Source organism: Pseudomonas sp. St386 (genome assembly GCF_018325865.1).
Taxonomy (GTDB): Bacteria; Pseudomonadota; Gammaproteobacteria; order Pseudomonadales; family Pseudomonadaceae; genus Aquipseudomonas; species Aquipseudomonas brassicacearum.
This window is the reverse complement of the sequence record NZ_AP021900.1, coordinates 3,037,651-3,056,270: the sequence shown is the minus strand read 5'-3', so window position 1 is coordinate 3,056,270 and position 18,620 is coordinate 3,037,651. Positions and strand designations below refer to the sequence as shown.

The 18,620-nt window shown below is 59.6% G+C and carries 14 protein-coding genes; 8 read left to right on the top strand and 6 right to left on the bottom strand.

The window, feature by feature from the left end:
* Nucleotides 1-103: 103 nt before the first annotated feature.
* The 4 genes from KI235_RS13370 to KI235_RS13355 form a co-directional block, all read right to left on the bottom strand.
* Nucleotides 104-2,473 carry a hypothetical protein gene (locus tag KI235_RS13370; RefSeq protein WP_028237137.1) on the bottom strand — a complete coding sequence of 790 codons (2,370 nt, stop codon included), beginning with the start codon at nucleotides 2,471-2,473 and terminating at the stop codon, nucleotides 104-106.
* 63 nt (nucleotides 2,474-2,536) lie between these two features.
* Nucleotides 2,537-3,286 (bottom strand): ABC transporter permease, encoded by a 750-nt coding sequence (locus tag KI235_RS13365; protein ID WP_003201033.1) that lies wholly within the window; start codon nucleotides 3,284-3,286, stop codon nucleotides 2,537-2,539.
* A 7-nt stretch (nucleotides 3,287-3,293) separates the two neighbouring features.
* Entirely contained in the window at nucleotides 3,294-4,295 is a 1,002-nt protein-coding gene (locus tag KI235_RS13360; RefSeq protein WP_003201030.1) for an ABC transporter substrate-binding protein, read from the bottom strand.
* Nucleotides 4,292-5,131 (bottom strand): ABC transporter ATP-binding protein, encoded by an 840-nt coding sequence (locus KI235_RS13355; protein WP_003201029.1) that lies wholly within the window; start codon nucleotides 5,129-5,131, stop codon nucleotides 4,292-4,294. Before KI235_RS13355 ends, KI235_RS13360 begins: the two co-directional genes overlap by 4 nt.
* Nucleotides 5,132-5,265: 134 nt before the next feature.
* Between KI235_RS13355 and KI235_RS13350 the strand changes: the two genes are divergently transcribed.
* Nucleotides 5,266-6,009: a GntR family transcriptional regulator gene (locus KI235_RS13350; protein WP_003201027.1), complete on the top strand. Its 744-nt coding sequence runs from the start codon at nucleotides 5,266-5,268 to the stop codon at nucleotides 6,007-6,009.
* A 17-nt stretch (nucleotides 6,010-6,026) separates the two neighbouring features.
* Here KI235_RS13350 and KI235_RS13345 read toward each other — a convergent pair whose 3' ends face one another.
* Both KI235_RS13345 and KI235_RS13340 read right to left on the bottom strand, forming a co-directional pair.
* The gene (locus KI235_RS13345) at nucleotides 6,027-6,938 is read right to left on the bottom strand and encodes a helix-turn-helix domain-containing GNAT family N-acetyltransferase (protein ID WP_013693122.1); all 912 of its coding nucleotides are present in this window, start codon (nucleotides 6,936-6,938) and stop codon (nucleotides 6,027-6,029) included.
* 274 nt (nucleotides 6,939-7,212) lie between these two features.
* Nucleotides 7,213-7,809 carry a TetR/AcrR family transcriptional regulator gene (locus KI235_RS13340; RefSeq protein WP_003201023.1) on the bottom strand — a complete coding sequence of 199 codons (597 nt, stop codon included), beginning with the start codon at nucleotides 7,807-7,809 and terminating at the stop codon, nucleotides 7,213-7,215.
* A gap of 510 nt (nucleotides 7,810-8,319) precedes the next feature.
* On the opposite strand from KI235_RS13340, the gene KI235_RS13335 reads away from it, so the two are divergent.
* From KI235_RS13335 to KI235_RS13305, 7 genes are all read left to right on the top strand, one after another.
* Nucleotides 8,320-9,333: an SDR family oxidoreductase gene (locus KI235_RS13335; protein WP_027912317.1), complete on the top strand. Its 1,014-nt coding sequence runs from the start codon at nucleotides 8,320-8,322 to the stop codon at nucleotides 9,331-9,333.
* A 79-nt stretch (nucleotides 9,334-9,412) separates the two neighbouring features.
* Nucleotides 9,413-10,933, top strand: coding sequence for a class I adenylate-forming enzyme family protein (locus tag KI235_RS13330; RefSeq protein WP_003201020.1), 1,521 nt, complete (start codon nucleotides 9,413-9,415; stop codon nucleotides 10,931-10,933).
* Nucleotides 10,923-11,534, top strand: coding sequence for an HAD-IB family hydrolase (locus KI235_RS13325; RefSeq protein WP_003201018.1), 612 nt, complete (start codon nucleotides 10,923-10,925; stop codon nucleotides 11,532-11,534). Before KI235_RS13330 ends, KI235_RS13325 begins: the two co-directional genes overlap by 11 nt.
* A 3-nt stretch (nucleotides 11,535-11,537) precedes the next feature.
* Nucleotides 11,538-13,301: an FAD-dependent monooxygenase gene (locus KI235_RS13320; protein ID WP_027912318.1), complete on the top strand. Its 1,764-nt coding sequence runs from the start codon at nucleotides 11,538-11,540 to the stop codon at nucleotides 13,299-13,301.
* Between the two features lie 118 nt (nucleotides 13,302-13,419).
* Entirely contained in the window at nucleotides 13,420-14,520 is a 1,101-nt protein-coding gene (locus KI235_RS13315; protein ID WP_003201015.1) for an acyl carrier protein, read from the top strand.
* Nucleotides 14,521-14,594: 74 nt separating this feature from the next.
* Nucleotides 14,595-18,023, top strand: coding sequence for a beta-ketoacyl synthase N-terminal-like domain-containing protein (locus tag KI235_RS13310; protein WP_212795798.1), 3,429 nt, complete (start codon nucleotides 14,595-14,597; stop codon nucleotides 18,021-18,023).
* A 57-nt stretch (nucleotides 18,024-18,080) separates the two neighbouring features.
* Entirely contained in the window at nucleotides 18,081-18,551 is a 471-nt protein-coding gene (locus KI235_RS13305; protein WP_013693120.1) for an SRPBCC family protein, read from the top strand.
* The last annotated feature ends 69 nt before the right edge of the window (nucleotides 18,552-18,620 follow it).

The following is an 18,620-nucleotide window of genomic DNA, read 5'->3' as shown; positions in this document are numbered from 1 at the left end:
CGCTGGGCCCTGTAGGAGCTGGCGAAGCCTGCGATCTTTTGATCTCTCGCTTGAGACTCAAGTGTCTGGGGAAAGACCGCAGCCTCGTTGCACTCGACAGCGCCTACAGGGTCAGAAACAGTGCGGACGTCCATACCCGTGATTGATCCCGCTGGCGGGCGCAGATGAACAGCGGGTGTTCACGACCTGGCTCAAGACCCAACCGGGCCAGTTCGATTGTCCCCTGCAGCTCACGGGGCAGCGCTGCGGCGGTCACCCGTTCCAGGGACACCTTCAACTCCGCGCCCGGCAACTCTTCGACCACTTGCGATTGCGCCAGCAACTGTTCGCCGGACAGCGTCATCAACACCGTCGGCGCGTGTACGTAAGGTTGCGGCTCGGACGGGTCGCCGACCTTGACGTAGTTGTCGATACGGCTGTGGACCTGCAGCGTCGCGCCGGCCAGTTGCGACAGGTCGATTTCGATGCTGTCGGTATCGCCGTTGGTGTCGGTGCGAAACGCCAGGACCGTTGCATCCTTGCGCCATACGGTCTGCTCGGGATGGTCGAGGCCCAACGCGCGGAAGCCATTGATGACCGCGCCCGTGATGCGGATTTCGCCGGTCCAGTAGGCGCCGCGATAACGGTCCTTGATCCGTGCGCCCCCCAGGCGCAAGCGAATGCGTTGCGTGCAAAAACCCAGTTCCTGATGCAGGTTGCGCGACCAGATCAGCTTGTCGCCATCGAACAGATCGACCTGCTCCCAGCCCGCCTCGCCCAGCAGTCGATAGTCCAAGGTGGCATTCGAATCAGCAGTGAAGACTTCACCCATGAAGTGCCTGCCCTGACGCAAGCTGGCGAACGAACGCTCCCCCGTCGTAGCAAAGGTGCGACGAGCGCGCAGGGCCTTGCCCACACTGGCGCGGTCGAAAGCCTCGGCGACAACGCCGGTCAGCCCGCCACGGGAGCCGAACACCGCCGTGGCCGGCACGCCGCCACCGCAGCGGCCCTGGTGTTCATCGCTGTTCGCCGCGGCTCCCACCCGATAGCCGCGCTGCAACGCTTCGGCGTAGACCCAATGGAACTGGCCCCAGGCCGAACCGACCTCGATCAGCCGCTCGAGCTCCGGGTGATGCCAGTCGAGGTTGCAACGACGTCCGCCGACGTGGGGCATCATCAGATGCCCTTCGGGGTCCTTGGCATAGGCGGCGTACAACTCGTCCACCGGCCAGGCCCCCGGCTTGATGGTGCCGGCGGTGAACTCGTTCCACTCGAAGGAGCGCACCAGCCGCCCCTGGTTGTCGAAGGGGAACTCGGGCTTGCGGTCATGCAGGAACACCACGTTGCGGTCGCCGCCCGCACAAGAGTTGCCACACCACTCGGTGCCGGGATAACAAACAAATCGCCCCGGTTCGTTGAGTTCGTGGATCAACTTGACCGCCTGGTCCCAGCGTTGCTCGGTGATATTGAAGTCGTTGGCGGTGTAGCCGAGTACATCGAGCCCGGCGACATCGCGACCGTAGCTGAGGTTGTACAGGGTGTCGTTGGTGCCCACCGTGTCATCGGAGTGCACATGCAGGTCGGCGTAGAGCGGACGCAACGCAGTACCGGCCGGGTCGACGGTAACAAAGGCCTGGGCGCCGTCGACAAAAGGCTCTGCCACCTTGGCGGACAAACGCCACTCGCCCACGGCGCCGAGATCAAGCCCCTCGAGCCGGGCCGTGGCCCAACCTTCGGCGGCCAGCGTGAACGGCTGTTGGCGCTCGCCACCTTCCGGGTCAACGAGGGTCAGGACACCGTTGAGCGGCAAGTTTCGGCAGGTGTTGCCCCAGGCATCATCCACCCGCAACAGGACATCGAACGCCTCACCGGCGCTGACCAGTCGCGGCACGATCAACTGCACGCTCCGCGCCGGTCCCGGCACGATGTCCAGCAAGGGGTCGCCCGGCACCTCGGCAAATTTCGAGCTGCCCAACGGGTCGATGAACAGACGGAAACGGAAGTCCTTCTCGACGAAACTCTGCACCCGCGTCCCCGCCCCGCCCTGGCGTCGGTCACCCAGACGAATGATGACTTTGTCGCCCGGGTTCAGGTAACCGTCGATGATGTCGATGATGATCGCTTTCTGGAACGGCCGTTCATGGCCCTTCTGGTCGAAGCGCACTTTCAAGTGCTGCACGGTGGCCTGGCTCTGGCCGGGCACCAGTTCACCGGCCTGGTATTCGGCGCTGACGTAGTTGGGGCCGGCCGGGTTCGAAGTCTGGAACAAAGCCCAGTCGGAGTAGAACTTGAAGGCCAGCTTGAGCCAGGCACCATCGGCCAGGCCACTGCCACCGACCTCGTAGACCAGGGTGATTTCATCCCATTGACCGGCGACCAGCGTGTCACGATCACAGTGGACGCTGCCCAGGAACGGACGTTTCTTGTTGCGCTCGTACAAGCCTTGCGGGGCGATGTAATGCCCGGCTTCGCGGGGATCGAAAACGTTACTCACATGACACCTCGTGCAGTGGTCCACTGAAGGTTTGAAAGGGGGACGAAGACAAGCAGGTAGCGCTTATTGCACGCGCCATTTCTGGTAGTGACGCTCGATGCGCCGGAATACAAAACTCTCCATCAGCCAGGCAATCAGGCCGATCACGACAATGCCCAGCAGCACCTGGCTGCTGTTGCCGATCTGGCCGCCCGTGGACACCATCCAGCCGATGCCCTGGGAGGCGCCGATCATTTCCGCCGCGACCAGTGCCCGCCAGCCCTGGCTGAAGCCAATGCGCAAGGCGGCCGTGACGAACGGCAACGAGGCCGGCAGGTAGACGTGGGCCAACAGTTGCCAGGCATTGGCACCCAAGGTGCGCGCCGCGCGGACTTCACCGCCGCGAATACTCTGCACGCCCTCCTGGATGGTCACCGCCATGGGGAACATCGCGGCAATGAAAATCACCAGCACGATGGACACATAGCCCAGGCCGAAAATGATCATGATCAGCGGCGCCCAGGCAATCGGCGGGATGGCCATGAACAGGCTGTTGAGTGGCGAGATAAAGTCGCGAAAACGCGAGGACAGGCCAGCGCCAGTGCCCAGCGCAATCGCAACGATCACCGCCGCGCAAAAGCCCCCCACCTCTTCAAGCACACTGGCCTGCAGGTGCTGCAACAGCGAGCGGTCGCCCAGCCAGCGCAGCGCCTCGCGGGCAACGTCCCAGGGCTGCGGCAGGATGTAGGTGGGAAAGCGGCTCGCCAGGGCGATCCAGATCAACAGCAGGAATGGCAGCGACGCCCATCCCCAGTTCGGTTTTGGCAAGGACATGACGGACTCAGTGCGCGGTTTTTTCGAGGTAGGAGGTATCCACGATCTGATCAGTCTTGAGCGTGGTCTCGATAAAGCCCAGGTCGTGGGAATAATCCATCAGGCGTTGGATGAACTGGATGTCCGACGCCTGCAAATCCGCCGACCAGCCCAGTCGGGTACGGGCCTGGGCGACGATGGCGTCCGGGGCGATGGTCTTGCCGTCAGTGCCTTGCACCGCTTCAAGCTTGAAGGCCTCGGCGATGAGCCGGTTCGACTCGGCGGGATGCTCATTGAGGAAGGCGATGGCCTTGCGATGGGCACGCAGCAGCTTCACCACATCATCCGGACGTTCCTGCAAGGTTTTCGGCAAGGCGATCACCACATACCACGGGTACTGGGGCAACGCCTGGTTGACGTCCAGCAGGATCCGGCTCGAGCCGCGCAATACCGACTGGCTGACGAAGGGTTCCCAGGAAAATGCCGCATCGACGACGCCGCGCTCCAGGGCCGCGTTCATGTTGCCCGGCGGCATGTCGATGATGTCCAGGTCCTTGTCAGGGTCGAGCCCGGCCTTTTCCTTCAGGACATAACCGCGCAGCAACACATCCATGCCACTGCCCTTCTTGACCCCGGCCAGTTTCTTCCCCTTGAGCGCATCCAGGCTGGTGATCGGACTCTTGGCGTCGACAATCACTGCAGCCTGACCGTAATTGACCTTCGCCAGGATCCGGCTTTGCAGCCCGCGGGAAAACCACTGGTACACCGGCGGCGTGCCGACGTAGGCCACATCCAGTTCACCCGCGGCCAGAGCCTGCTGGATCACCGGGCCATCGCCCAACGACTTGAGGTCGACGTTCAAGCCTTCCTCGCGGTAGTAACCCTGTTTGTCAGCAATCAGCGCCGGGGCGTTGGCCATGGCGAAGACGTACCCCACACGCAAGGGTTTCTCTTCACCCGCCACAGCGAATGCGCTGCCCGCCAACGTGGCAGCAGACAATGTAAGGGCAAGCAGCGAACGTTTGATCATGCTGTCAGCTCAAGTCGAGGAGTGGAGTGAGCAATGGCCTGGGGCGCGTCCATCACCTGGGCAATGCGCGTCATCAGTTCATTGCGGTAATCCAGGAAGGCCGGCAGGCGGCGGGTTTGCAGGTTGCTGCGGGGGCGCGGCAGGTGGATCTCCAGCTCGCTGTGAATACCGCCCGGCGCGATATTGAGCACGACGACCCGATCGGCCAGGAATACCGCTTCGTCGATGTCGTGGGTGATGAACAACACCGTCTGGCCCAGTTCGGCCCAGATGCGCAACGTCTCTTCATTCATGCTGTTGCGGCTGATGGCATCGAGCGCGGCGAACGGCTCGTCCATCAGCAACACGCTGGGTTCGAGGGCCAGGGTCCTGGCCAGGGAGACACGCTGTTGCATGCCACCGGAAAGCTGGTGCGGCAGCCGATGCGCCGCATTCTCCAACCCGACCAGGCGCAGGTACTGCAACGCCTGGGCGCGCTGCTGCGATTCGTCGATTCGAGCGCTCATCCGCAGACCGAAACGGACGTTTTCCAACGCGCTCAACCAGGGAAACAGTTGCGGCGCCTGGAACACATAGCCCAATTCCGAACGCTCCGGACGTACCGCTGTCTGGTTGATCGTGATACGACCGCTTTGCGGTTGCATGAACCCCGACAACAAGTTCAGCAACGTGGTCTTGCCACAACCGGATGGCCCCAGGATCGCGACGAACTCGCCAGGCTGGGCGTTCAGGCTGAAAGCGGAAAATACGGAGTGCCCATTGGGGTAACTGAAGCTGATGTCATCGACCGTCAGGGCATCGGCTTGCGGCTGTGCGTAAGGAAAGGTTTTGAGCATGGCAAGTGTCGTCAGGTCGTTTACAATGGGAATACCTGACATAATACGTATTAATACAAGTAGTCCCAATAACCTATTTTTATAACCTTAGAAGTGAAGGCACCCTGCCCCGCTCAAGGCCATGGAAACTGACTGTGTCCACGCCCATTCTTCGCGACAGCACCACCTCGCTCTACGAACAGATCGCCCATCAACTGTTGGAGGAAATCCAACGCGGCGACTACGAACCCAGCGGCAAGCTGCCGTCCGAGGCACAGTTGGGCGAACGGTTCGGGGTGAGCCGCGTCACGGTTCGCCTGGCGGTGGGCAAGCTCAGCGACGACGGCGTGGTGGAGCGCAAGCAAGGCAAAGGCACCTTCGTGGCAGCCAAGCAGGTACGCCACGGCCTGGATGCGTTGCGCAGTTTTCATGAGGCGTTGTTGCTGCAAGGGCTGCAACCGAGCATGCAGGTGGTCAGCCATGCCCTGCAGCCCGTTCCAGAGATCCTGCGTGGTTTGTTTGAGGACGCAGACGACTGCCTGCTCCTGGAGCGTTTGCACTTCGTCGATGACGAACCCATCGCGTTGGGGCGCAGCCACTTACCGGCAGAGCTGGCCAGCGTGGCCTGGGCTGAAGTCGAACATCAACCGATCTATTCCATTCTCGAGTCGATCACCGGCCTGGCGGTCACCCGTGCCGACCTGGCCATCCGTGCGCAGGAAGCCGACAAAGGCCTGGCCAGCGCGCTGCAGGTCAAACGCGGCGCCGCGCTGCTGGTCATGGAGCGCACATCCTATTTTGCCGACGGACGCTGCTGCGACCGCACGACGTTTTTCATCCGCCCGGAACGCTATGCCTTCATCCTCAGTGGGGTTTTCAAATCCACGTCGGCCAGTTGATCTCGACGGATTACGCGTCAACGTGATGAGGCGGCTGGACCCGGCCTGACAAAACACTGCTCCATGACCCGCTGCCCCCATTGCTGCCCTTCTTGCTCCAGTTCCAACTTGAAACCGAAATCCTCGTACAGCTTGCGGGCAGCATCGAGCCCCTGGAACGTCCAGAGACTCGTTGAACTGAAGCCCCACTCGTCACAGAACTTCATCGCTTCAGCCAACAAGCGTCTACCGGCGCCCTTGCCTCGTGCCGAATCATCCAGGATGAAGCAACGCAGCACCGCACTGCCGTCCTCTCCTTCGCCGTCGATGGCAATTGAACCGACCACTCGTTCGCCATCCAGGGCCGACCAGACCTCGTTGCGCGGATTGTGCAAACGCCCCATCAGTTCCGCCATGTCCGATGCCACCAGGCTTTCGAACGGCTGACCGAAGTTTGAACGCCTGGCGTAATAGTTTGCGTGCATTTCCGCCATGCGACCGATGAGGCCAGGACGGTAGCCCCGGGCAATCTCCAACTGCGCCGGCGCAGGTGGCTCTGCACCGAGCCGATGAGCGTGCAAGGCGTCGGCATAGCTGGCAATCCCCTCGCTCACGATCTGACATTGCCCGCTGGACAAGTGAGACATGGCCGCGACAACCTGTTGCGTGGCGAAAGCATCGATGTCTCGAAGGGTGTTTTGCCCCTGCGCGGTGAGTCGCAATCGCTTGGCGCGCGCATCCTGTTCATGGGGAATTTCTTCGATCTCGCCGGCCTCGACGAGCTTGCGAACCATCCGGCTTACGCTGGACTTTTCCAGGCCGAGCAACTCGACAAGCTCACCCGCCGTCAGGGATTCGTGATTGCCGATCTCCACTATTGTGTGCACCGACGACGGCGGATAATCCGTCGCCGCCAGCGTGGTGCGCATGAACCCCAGCTCTCGCACCATGAGGCGCGACGCTGAACGGACGTTCTCAATCAGATCTGGTGGGCAATGGTTCATGGGGGACCTCGGACGCAATGATTGAGTAGTTGTACCGCACAACTAAATACTCATCAATGCGTTCAGTCAAGCTTCGCGGCCCGAATCCCAGGATAACTTCAAGACCTTCCAGGCCTATGGCATTGCCGCCCTGCTCTACATGTTGCTGGCGTGCATGCTGGTGGGTGTATTCCGATGGTCTGAGCGCCGCTTGCTGGCCTATCAGCGATAAACCAAGGGCTTATAGAGGCTCTGCGGTCTGGATGAGCGAGTTCAATACCAGCTTGATTTCAACAGCTGGGTCTTTATGCCCTTGCAATATCAGGCCTTCCGCCAGGGCGGTGAAGGTCTTGGCAAGCGCGGCGTAGGCCAGCGGCGGCTTCTTGCCAGCGTGATTGAATATGATGGTAATCAACTTGCCCAAGGCCTCGCTGTTTTCCTCATGCAAGTCGTAGTAATGCGGCGAGAATTCTTCATCGCGCAAGGCGATCAATTGCAACTCGGCATCGAGGATCGCACAGCGGGTATTGTTCTTCAGCGTGTCGATATAGGCATTCAAGCCGTGACTCAACTGCTCCGCCGAATATCCCGATGCCAGGGTCGTACTCAGTCGGTCGATCTCAACTCGCTTGAAGCGTTGAGTCAATTGCAGCAGCAAGTCCGATTTACTTGAAAAATTTGAGAAAAAGGCGCCTTTGGAAAAGCCCGCCTCTTCGGCGATAACGTTGACGCTGGCGGCATGAAAGCCCTTTCGGATCATCAGCTCAGTGGCTGTGTCGAACAATCTGTCTCTTGTTACTTGCTGGCTCTCTTCTCGACCTAGTCTCTTTTTAATCACGCCCTCGGCTCCTTTGGCCAAACAAGATAGCTATGTGTAACTGGATGCAACGAATCGATTACTCACTGTACGTAACCCGTTTTCGCCATCATATCTTATACGCGCCTTGTTCAATCATTTACATTTTAACTTTCAAGAAGTGCCATGTATGTGCCATGTAGTTGGAACAGCCGGAAAGGCACGCTAGATGGGCTACCCGCCACAGTTTTGCTCGAATATGAAGCAATCAAAATCTTCATTTCGCCCCGTTTGATGAGTCCCTGACATCCCTTTGAGCGGCTCAAACCGGATATTTTCCTGTCCGACACCTCACGCTGGATCGTGAAAAAACGCGCATGAAGCCCGTTGCAGAGCCATCAGCTTGTCAATCCGACGAAATACCACTTGATTTTCAGATACCGAATGGTTTTTACTTGCGCCGTTGGTGGAGCCCAACGCCTGATCAGCGCATCGAGTCAGTGACACCGCTCTCGATGCAATGCCAGGTCACCTCACAGGAGCGGGATTTTAATGGAATATGCCTTCGTTACAGGCGCTACTGGCCTGCTCGGGAATAATGTCGTTCGTGCGCTGTTAAAGCGGAACATCAAAGTAAAAGCGCTGGTTCGTTCCGTAGAGAAAGCCAAGAAACAGTTCGGCAGCCTGCCTGTGGAGTTTGTCGAAGGCGACATGCTTAATGTCGAGGCCTTCGCCCATGCCCTGCAAGGGTGTGATGCCCTGTTTCATACGGCGGCCTATTTCCGCGACAGTTACAAAGGCGGGAAACATTGGCAAAAGCTGTATGACACCAATGTGACCGGCACCGAGCGCTTGCTGCAAGCCGCTTATGACGCCGGTATCCGTCGTGCAGTCCACACCTCTTCCATTGCCGTATTGAAGGGCAACCGGGATCAAGTGATCGATGAAACCATGTCTCGCAGTGAATTGGAGGCTGACGATTACTACTTGAGCAAAATATTGTCCGAACAGAAGGTCCAGCAATTCCTGACCCAGCACCCGGACATGTTTATCGCCATGGTCCTGCCAGGGTGGATGTTCGGCCCCGGCGACATCGGCCCTACTTCCTCAGGCCAGTTCCTGCTCGACTTCGTCGGACAAAAATTGCCCGGTGTACTGCCCGGAAGCTTTTCCGTTGTCGATGCCCGGGATGTGGCCGAGCATCAAATCGCGGCCATCACCCGCGGCAGGTCCGGAGAGCGTTACCTGGCCGCCGGCAATCACATGGACATGAAGAGCATTTTCCAGGCGCTGTCCAGCGTCAGTGGTGTAAAAGCCCCAGAGCGAAAAGTGCCCCTGTTCATGCTGCGAATCATCGCGCTTATCTATGAAGGTTATTACCGGATCACCAAAAAACCGGTGCTCATCAGTACCTCCACGGTCAAGCTCATGGAGCAAGAACAAGGCCGTACTCATTTCAGCCATAACAAAAGTTCCAGGGAGCTGGAGTGCAAGTTCCGCCCTGTTGCTGAAACCCTGACCGATACCCTGGACTGGTATCGGAATAACAACTACACAGATGCTTAATTGAAACAATTCATATATAGCCTGCCTCTGTAGTACTTTTTGACTAGCCAAACATCCAAGGATTGAGAGAGGTTGGTAAATGAAAAGCCTTTCATATAAAGAAGGTTTTCTGCATCGCTTTGTCGGTTTTTCGGAATCGTTCCCCGAGCAAGTTGCTATTCGGCATCTGGATACGGAAGAAGATACCGTTACTTATCGCGAGTTGCGCATCAAGGCTGAACAATGCAATGGCGCTCTTACAGCGCTCGGTGTATTGCCAGGCGACAAAGTAGCGCTGGTACTGCCCAATGGCGTGGCGTTCATCGCTTACTACTTGGCGATCATCGGGCGAGGTGCCATTCCGGTCATCCTCAACTACAAGTTGACCTCCTTCGAAATGGCCAGTGTCGTCAGCCTCGCCAGGCCGACGCTCGTGGTCACGACCGAAACGCTATGGGTGCAACACAGTGAGGTATTCCAGGCTGACAACGGTGTCAGGCACTCCCTGGTGCTGGACGGCGGGAGCGAACCGTCAGCGCCCCTGCCTGCCAACGCAACGGCCATCTCTCAACTGCCTTGCCAGATCGAAGCCTTGTTGTTGCCCGAGGGCAATCCGATCGTCTCGGTACAATTCACCTATCGTGGCATCGGCAGGCCCCTGGCTGTTTCTCACCGTTATCTCGACCTGACGCAATCGAGCGACGGGCTGCATGAGCACTTTCATCTGCAAGGCGTCGGATCCGTTCATCTGGTGACGCTGCCGCTGTATGCCATCTTCGGCCTGTCCGTGATGATGGTGTTTCCCTTGAGCATCGGCGCCACCCTGCTGATGACCAACACCCTGCTCAATCGAGACCTGGCTGAAGTCCTGTCCGAGCATCAGGTCACCTTTGCCTGCCTGGTGCCCGACGTCATTCGCTACTTCAATACGCGCCTGGCCAAGCGTAAAGGCGCGCTCCTGCCGTTGCACCCGCAGTTGATGATTTACTCGGGCGGCAGCCACCTGCCGGCCGACGAGGCCGAGAAGCTGGGAAGGCTGCTGGGATGCAATCCGGTGCTGCAGGGCTATGGTTTGACCGAAAGCATGCCCGTGATCGTCCAGAGCTCGATTGGAACGGTCCACCGTGGCGCCATGGGCCAGCCGATCAGCGGTGTGCAGCTACGCATCGTCGACGCCCAGGGCCAGGACGTAGCGCCTGGGCGTATCGGCGAATTGCTGATACGCGGCTCGATGGTGATCGACGGCTATAACGATGCCGAGGACACCAATGCGCGGTTCTTCCGCGATGGTTGGTTCCACAGCGGTGACCTGGTCTGGCAGGACGACGATGGGCATGTGTTTTTCTATTGCCAACGCCTGCGAATCTCGAAGATCAAGGCGCAGATGGTCGACCTGGTGGAAATCGAATCCGTCGCCCTCAAGCACCCCGACGTGGTGCGCGCCAAGGCCTATATCGTCCCGGACCACAAGGAAGTCAACGTGCTGCACCTGTGCGTCGAAGGGACCGGCGAGCTGACCCAGAACGCGCTGTCCACCCTGCTTTCGCGCTACCTATCGGGCTTCAAGCTGCCCAAGACCATCGAGATTACTTCTCTCAAGGAAGAGGCACATGCACGCTAACAGCACACAACCGGTCCTGGCCGTTTTCGACTTCGACGGCACATTGACCGACCGGCACACGTTCTGGCGCTACATGCGCTTCATCGTAGGCACCCGTTCGTTCTGGCTGCGGATCATTCCCCTGCTGCCCAAGATGCTCAGCGTGATCGTCGGCATCACCCCGCTGATGCAAGCGCGCCTGGCGTTCATCGCCTGCTACCTGGGCGGCCTGTCGGTGGAGCAAGAGCGCGAGCATGCCAAGTATTTCATCAGCGAGCTGCTGCCGCTCTGGCTCAGGCCCGAGGCGTTGCGACGGCTGCAATGGCATCAGTCCATGGGGCACGTCACCGCGCTGGTGAGCAATTCGCCGGAAAACTACCTGATCCCCTGGGGCCAGGCCGCGGGTTTCGACTATGTGTGCGGTACCCGCCTGGCAACGGCAAAGAACAAGCTGACCGGCGGGATATCCGGTACCAACTGTGTAGAGCGAGAGAAAGTCACGCGGCTCAAGGGCTGCTTGAGCAACCTTGATGATTTTTACATTTATGCCTACGGCGATTCATCAGGCGACGATGCCCTGCTCGGCATTGCCAACTCTCCCTTCTACAGAAACTGGTACTGATCGATGAACACTCTGAGCACGTTGGCCCCCAAGCATTTCCAGCGACCTGGCAGCGCCCCGACGGTCATGATCGTCGGCGCCGGTCCTGTTGGCCTGTCCCTGGCAATCCTGTTGAAGAAATGGGGCGTGTCGTTCCGCATCATTGAAAGGAACGCCGGCCCCTCGACGGCGACCAAGGCGATGGCTATCCATTCCCGGACCCTGGAAATCTTTCGGGACCTGGGCGTTGCCGAGCAAGCCATCAGCGACGGCTTCACGATCAACCAGTTTTCGGTGCAGTCGAATGCCAAGCGGGTACTGAACTACAACTTCTCCTACCTGGACGCGCCCTATCCCCTGCTCCTGAGCCTGCCACAGCCGCAAACGGAGAAGATTCTCCTGGAGCGGCTCAGGGAGCTGGGTGCCGAGGTGGAGTGGAATACCGAACTGATGGACATCGAAAACCTGCCGGGTTCGGTGCGCATGACGCTCAAGCATGCCGACGGCACCGACGAACACTTCACCAGTCGTTGGGTGGCCGCGTGCGACGGTGCTCGCAGCAACATCAGAAAACGCCTGGACATGACCTTCGAAGGCTCGTCCTACGACCGCTTCTTCATGCTCGCCGATGCCGATATCGAGTGGTCCGGAAGCAAGGACGAGGGCGCATTTTTCCTGGGTGCGCAGGACGGTTATGTGGCCGTTGCACCGATCAGCGCTCAATCGCGTTACCGGTTGTTCATCGAAATGCCCTACAACCTGCCGCCAGAAGGCGAGCGCCCGTCCTTGAGCCTGGAGAACTTCCAGCGCTTGTGCGAAGGGCGCGGGCAAAAGATGACGCTGTCCAACATTTCATCGACCACCATCGCCTCTTTCCAGCATCGCCGCGTGCAATCGATGCAACAAGGCTCCGTGTTTCTGCTGGGGGACTCGGCGCATATCGGCAGCCCCATCGGTGGGCAGTGGATGAACCTGGGGGTTTCCGAGGCCTACAACCTGGCCTGGAAAATGGCCTATGTCGATCAGGGCCTGGCGAATCCATCCTTGCTCGACAGTTACAACGAAGAGCGCTACCCGGTTGCCCTGGAAGTCGAGAACACCGCACACCGGCTGACGGGGCTGATTACGGTCCGGCGTCGCGCCCTGGTGTGGCTGCGCGACAATGTCCTGCCGCTGTTGAGCAACCGCAAAAAGGTCCAGCGCAAACTGCCGTCGATGATTTCCGGTCATCAATATCACTATGAGAAAAGTGACTACATTCAAGAATCGCTGACGAAGAAGCAGCGCAAGAACTGGAGCAAGAAAGGGAAAAAACCCGAGTTCCAGAGCGCAGCGCCTCGCGCCGGGCAACTGGCGCCCGATGTCGAACTGTGGCAACTGCAAGGGATGCCAGCAAAACGCTTGATCGACTTGTTCCACGGGACATTCACGCTGCTGATTTTCAGCGCGGCCGATCAGTTTTCGCCGTTGCTGCCAGGCTACTACGCGCTGGCCAAGTCGGTGGAAAAGGACTTCCCAGGCATCAAGGCCTACTGCGTGATCGACGCCCTGAGCAGCGCCGGCCTGCCGGCTTGGCACTCGACGTTGCTGGACCCCGATTGGCGACTGCATAAGCGCTATCACGCCAAGGAAGGCACGATGATGCTGATTCGTCCTGACGGCTATATCGCTTTCCTCGGTGCCGATGCAATAACGCTGATGACGTATCTGAATGTAAGGTCCGGGTTGCTCAAGGGTGCCAGAAAAACAATATCTTGCGAGACCGACGCAGTGGAACTCCAACTTTAAGTCGCTCCATGGCTACTGCCAGTTTGATGAACTGATATAAACAAGGCCCTGCCCTGGGCCATGATTTTTGATCTTTCTTACTTATAGAAATATCGACCGACTTGGTTAGGAGAATCTTATGCGCTTGCAACTTAATGATGTTGTGCAGGAATTCATCGTGTCCAATGGGAGAATAGCCCATAGCTATTTCTCTCTTTCCGAAAAGATTATTGATTCACTCTGCGAATCCAATATCGCCAAAGAATCAATATTGCTGCGACTCTTGGAACAGGCTGAAACGGTCACTGCGCATTACTTCAATGCTCATCAACAAGTCCTTGAAGGCGTTTATGCCAATGGGACCGAAGCGGCGGTCAACACGAGTGTTCCCGTACTCGAGCCGGTTCATTCAAACCCGACCATACTGGCGCCGACGCCTGTCGTCGAAGCCGCCGCAGCCGTCGAAGAGACAAATGCACTCAGCTACGGGCAATGGTTGCGTGCCGAAATCAGTACGGTCACCGGCTTCCAGGCTCAACAGATCGACTTCGATCAGAGCTTCGAGAGCCTGGGGATCGACTCCCTGGGGCTGGTCGATATTTTCGAATCCCTGGCCCAGCACTTCCCGGAAAAGAAAGACCTGACCTCGCAGCTCTTCGACGCCCCTACCCCAACCGCATTGCTGGCGCGGCTTGAAGCCGATCCGCAGGCACCAACGGTGGATGTCCAAGCGTGGGTACTCGACCAACTCGCGACCATCACCGGCTTTACGGTCGAGCAGATCGACCCGACACAAAGCTATGAAAGCCTGGGCCTGGATTCCCTGGTGCAACTGGACTTCCTGGAGTCGGTAGTCGCCATGTGGCCGCAGCTCAAGGCCCACAGTTCCGAACTGGCCAACGCCAAGTTCCCGCAGGCAACCATCGCCCTGATTCAAACCGCCCTGGCCGCTCCCCAGCCGCAGGCGGCGCCTGGCGACGAACCTTCAGCGGCCACGACGGACACTCAAGGGCAGGAAGAAAACCTGCTGCTCAACGCCCTGTCCCCGCTGATCCCGGACGCAGCGCAGTCGATCGACATCCAGACGCCGTTCGCACAACTGGGCCTCAACGGCTTTGCCCGAGAGGCGCTCTGCCAATCCATGGCGCAACAGTGCTCTGCCAGCGAATTTGCCGGTGAAGCGCTGATGTCCCGTCGCACGCCTGAGGATGCCTTGTCGCTGCTGGCCAGGCTGAGCTGAGCCCGGCAGCAACAGGAATGGAATCCGGGTGATCGAACAGGTCACCCAGCATTTTGGCGATCAGGGAGACAGGTATGAGTGGCGCAGTCACAACAAAGGGCGATTTTTGCTTTAGCGCAATGGCGGGCGAGTTTCCGGGGGCGCCGTCCACGGATGCGCTTTGGCAGTTGCTCTCGCAAGGGCAGATCGCACCGATCGAATCAATGCCGACACGCTGGGAATTGGACAAGGCGTCGATCTATTCAACCAAGGCCGGCGAGAAGGATCGCACGTACCTGGACAGCGCTTTTTGCCTGACCGATGACGTCTCAACCCCGTCACGGCACGAAGGACGACAGGTCGCCATCGGCAAGAAAGTGCTCCAGACGCTGCTCACCCAACTCGCCGGACAAGGCTCGGCGCTAAACAGGGAGCGCACCGCGCTGGTGGTCGCGACCTCCTGGAGTGACGAGAGCTATTTCGTCACCGGCGTGTCCGGAAAAACCGACGCACCGGCCGGCTTTACACCGGGTGAACAAGTTGCAGAACTGGCGGCGGCCTTTGCCTTGGGTGGGCCGGCGTTATCGGTAGACACCGCGTGCAGTTCGTTCCCCTATGCCCTGGATATGGCCCAGGCACTGGTCAACAGTGGCCAGGCTGACAACGCGATTGTCATGGCCCTCAACACCGTGCTGCCACCCGCGCTGTTCCTGGGTTTCTCGCAGTTGACGGCTTTTTCCGCCCGCGCGCGGATGGAAGCGTTCGGCCAGGACGCCGACGGCATCGTGCCGGGCGAATGTGCCGTGGCCTTTCTGGTCGAACCGCTCGCCCAGGCCCTGACAGCGCAGCGTCATCCCCTGGGCGTGCTGCGCGCCTTGGGCATGTCCGCCGACGGCGCCGAAGGCTCGGTGTTTGCGCCAGGCAAACAGGCCCAGTACTCGGCCTACCAACGAGCCTATCGCGGCCTCGATCCACGCGATGTCGACTACATCGAGACCCACGGCACCGGGACACCGCTGGGGGACGCAACGGAGCTGGCCTCGCTGAACAGCTTCTTTGCCCCCCATCGTCCGGACGGCAAGAAAATCACCATCGGCTCGATCAAGTCGGTCATCGGCCATCCCCTGGCCGCTGCCGGCGGTGCCTCGCTCGCCAAGGCCTTGATGATACTGCGCCATAAAGGCATCCCCCCGCAGCCCGGTTACCGCCCCAGCACCAAGGTCGACGAGACCTGCCTGAGACTCGCCACCCAGCAGGTACATCCCCTGGAGGATCATCCATCTGCACGCCGGATTGGCATCTCCAGTTTTGGTTTCGGCGGTGCCAACGCGCACTTGGTGGTGGATGAATACATTCCCGACAACCACCCTGCCGCCCCCCTGACCGCGCCGGCGAGCGCCAGTGGCGTGGTCATGCTCGACCTTGCCATTGTCGAGGCTGAAGCAGCGCTGGGCAGCCACCGTTCCTTGCAGTCATTCCAGCAGCAACTCGATCAACCCGCCGCCCCCTCCGTCATGTTCCCTTATGGGCGCTTCGTTGATTACACCCCGGCGCCCGGTCAACCGTTGTTGGGTAAATTCCTCGCACAAGACCACGTCATCGATATCGATGGCTATGGCATGGGGCCCAAGCCATTGGCTCATGTCGATCCGTTCAAGCTGTTGATCACCGATCGCGTCAATCATTTGCTGCGGCGTTTGCCAGGCGTGGCCGGTTCGCCCGGCACAGCGATGGTCATGTGCTGCAACATGGGTGGCGAGCGCTTCAGCAATGCCTACAGCAGCGCCCACAACTTCTACTCCCGGGCGCAAGGTGCGGCACCGGGCGTCGAAGTGACAGACGTGGCAACCATGCTGCCGAACATGTTGTCCGGCTATCCGGCGCAGATTTTTGACTTCAAGGGTTTCCATCAGACCCTGGTCGGCACAGCGGGCCTGTTCTGGCAAACCTTGCTGGCCTCGCCGCAATGGTTCAACGACGGCATCACCACGCTGCTGCTCGGCGCAGGGCGTTTTGTCAGCGGTGAAATCGAGGTCGAGCGCGCCCGGAGCAGCGCAATCACGCAAGGTGAAGGACTGGGACTGATCGCGCTGCGTCGTTACCAACCGGATGCCGCTGACAAACCCTTGCTGGTGATCCGCGCGGCGGTCCTCGCCCACGCTGCCGGCTCGTTGGAAGAGGCTTGCCAACGGCTGGACAAAGCGCCGAGCGACTATCCGAACGTTGACGTCTGTGAGTTGCAGCCTGCTGCGACGCCTGCCAGCGGATCACTGCAGGAGATGACCGGTTTCCTGGCTGAAGCCAGCGGCATCGAGACCCTGTTGGCGGTGATGTTGAATGGCGCGACCCATTCCGTGATCGAGGTGCGCGACGCCGGCAAGACGGTGATGTGGCTGTTTACCGAAAAGCTTCGCCAATGGAGCCCGACGGCGGCCGAAGCCAGCTCGCCCATCAAGCATCCCTTCATGTTGCGCTTTGCCCATTCGTCATCCCACGAACTGCAGCAGGTCATCACGCCTGCCCGGCCTGTCAGCCTGGTCCGCGAACCACAGAACGATGGCGTCGACGTACTGCAACTCAGCGACATGCTCACCAGCACCTTGCTCTCCGGGCTGCGGGTGCGGGTTCGCGCCATGGAAAGCCTGTTCGCCCTGCACCATGGCGACACAACCCAGCGCCCGACGCACTGGCAGCGCAGCGTGGAACATATCGTGATCGCCAACGCCCAGCGCAGCCCACAGTCGCTGCACGCCCAGCTCGTGGTGGATGAAGCGCACCCGTACTTCTTCGATCACCCCCTGGATCACGTCCCGGGCATTTTGCTGCTCGAGGGCGTGCTGCAACTGATCGAACTGGCCATGCCGCCTCTGAGCGGCCGGGTCGCCTACATCAAGAGCCTGACGATCAAGTTCCAGCAATACGTACAGAAGCAAGGCGTGATCGATCTGCACGTCGAGCAAGGCCAGGATCCCCAGGTGTTCAATGCCAAGGTCATGCAGGCCGGGAAAGTGATGTGCACCTGCGTCCTCGGGATGGCCTACAGCTCGGCGTTCGAGACATCGCCAGCCGGCGAATTCACCGCCACGCCCTGCCGTAACAAGGCCCTGTTGCACAAGGCCAGGGAGGAGAACGTCATCGTCAGTGACATGAGCGGCGTGGCCCAGGGCCTGAGCGTGGACACGGTGAAACTGCCGCAGGAACACTTCTTCCAGGCAGGTGATCCCGAACACTATTCGATGGTGTATTTCCTCGAAGTGGCTCGCCAGTGCTACATGCAGATCGCCCACAGCCATCTGCGGATTCCACTCAATACGCCAATGAATCTGCTGGCCTTGAGCTTCACCCTGGATCGCCCCATCCCCAGGAACAGCCCGCTGTCATTGGCGCCGCAAGCCGGCTTTGATGCGGCGCTCCAGGCATTCAAGACCAACCGCATCTATATCGACCTGTTCAACCGGGGCGAAAAAATCGGTCAAGCGAGCATTACCGCCCAGGTGCTCAGTCAATCCGCACCGGCGGCCTGAGCATTGAATGGATCTGCCCTCCAGCATGACCGTGCCCCCCACAACCAAGGTGTCGCCGTGAACGATGTCAAAGTGCAAGTCATAGTCAAATCGCCCCCTTCTGAAATCTGGAAGATCTGGAGCAATTTTGCAGAAGCGCCGTTATGGGATACCGACGTTCGCCAGTGTCAACTCGACGGCCCTTTCCAGGCGGGGACACGCGGCAAATGCGTGCTCAAGAATGGCTTGAACATGCCACTGAAACTGGAAGCCGTGAGCCTGCACGAAAGCTATCGCAACAGTGCACGGCTGCTGTGGATCGACCTCGAGTTCGATCATCAGTTGCGCAGGCTTTCTCCCGATGAAACCCATGTCATCCATAGCGCGAAAATTTCCGGGCCGTTGAGTTTCCTGTATCGCGGACTGCTGCGCAAAGCGTTGACCGCAGCGATGACCACGGCACTGGACAACCTGTGCCGGCTGGCTGAACAACGGGCCATTGGCGCCCCAGGACACGAGAAAACCGCGACGCCTTTGCACCTCGTGTGAATGCCTCCCGGAAGCACGCGTGCTGAACGCACCTTCCCGGACTCGCTTTGCTTACTTATCGATAACAGC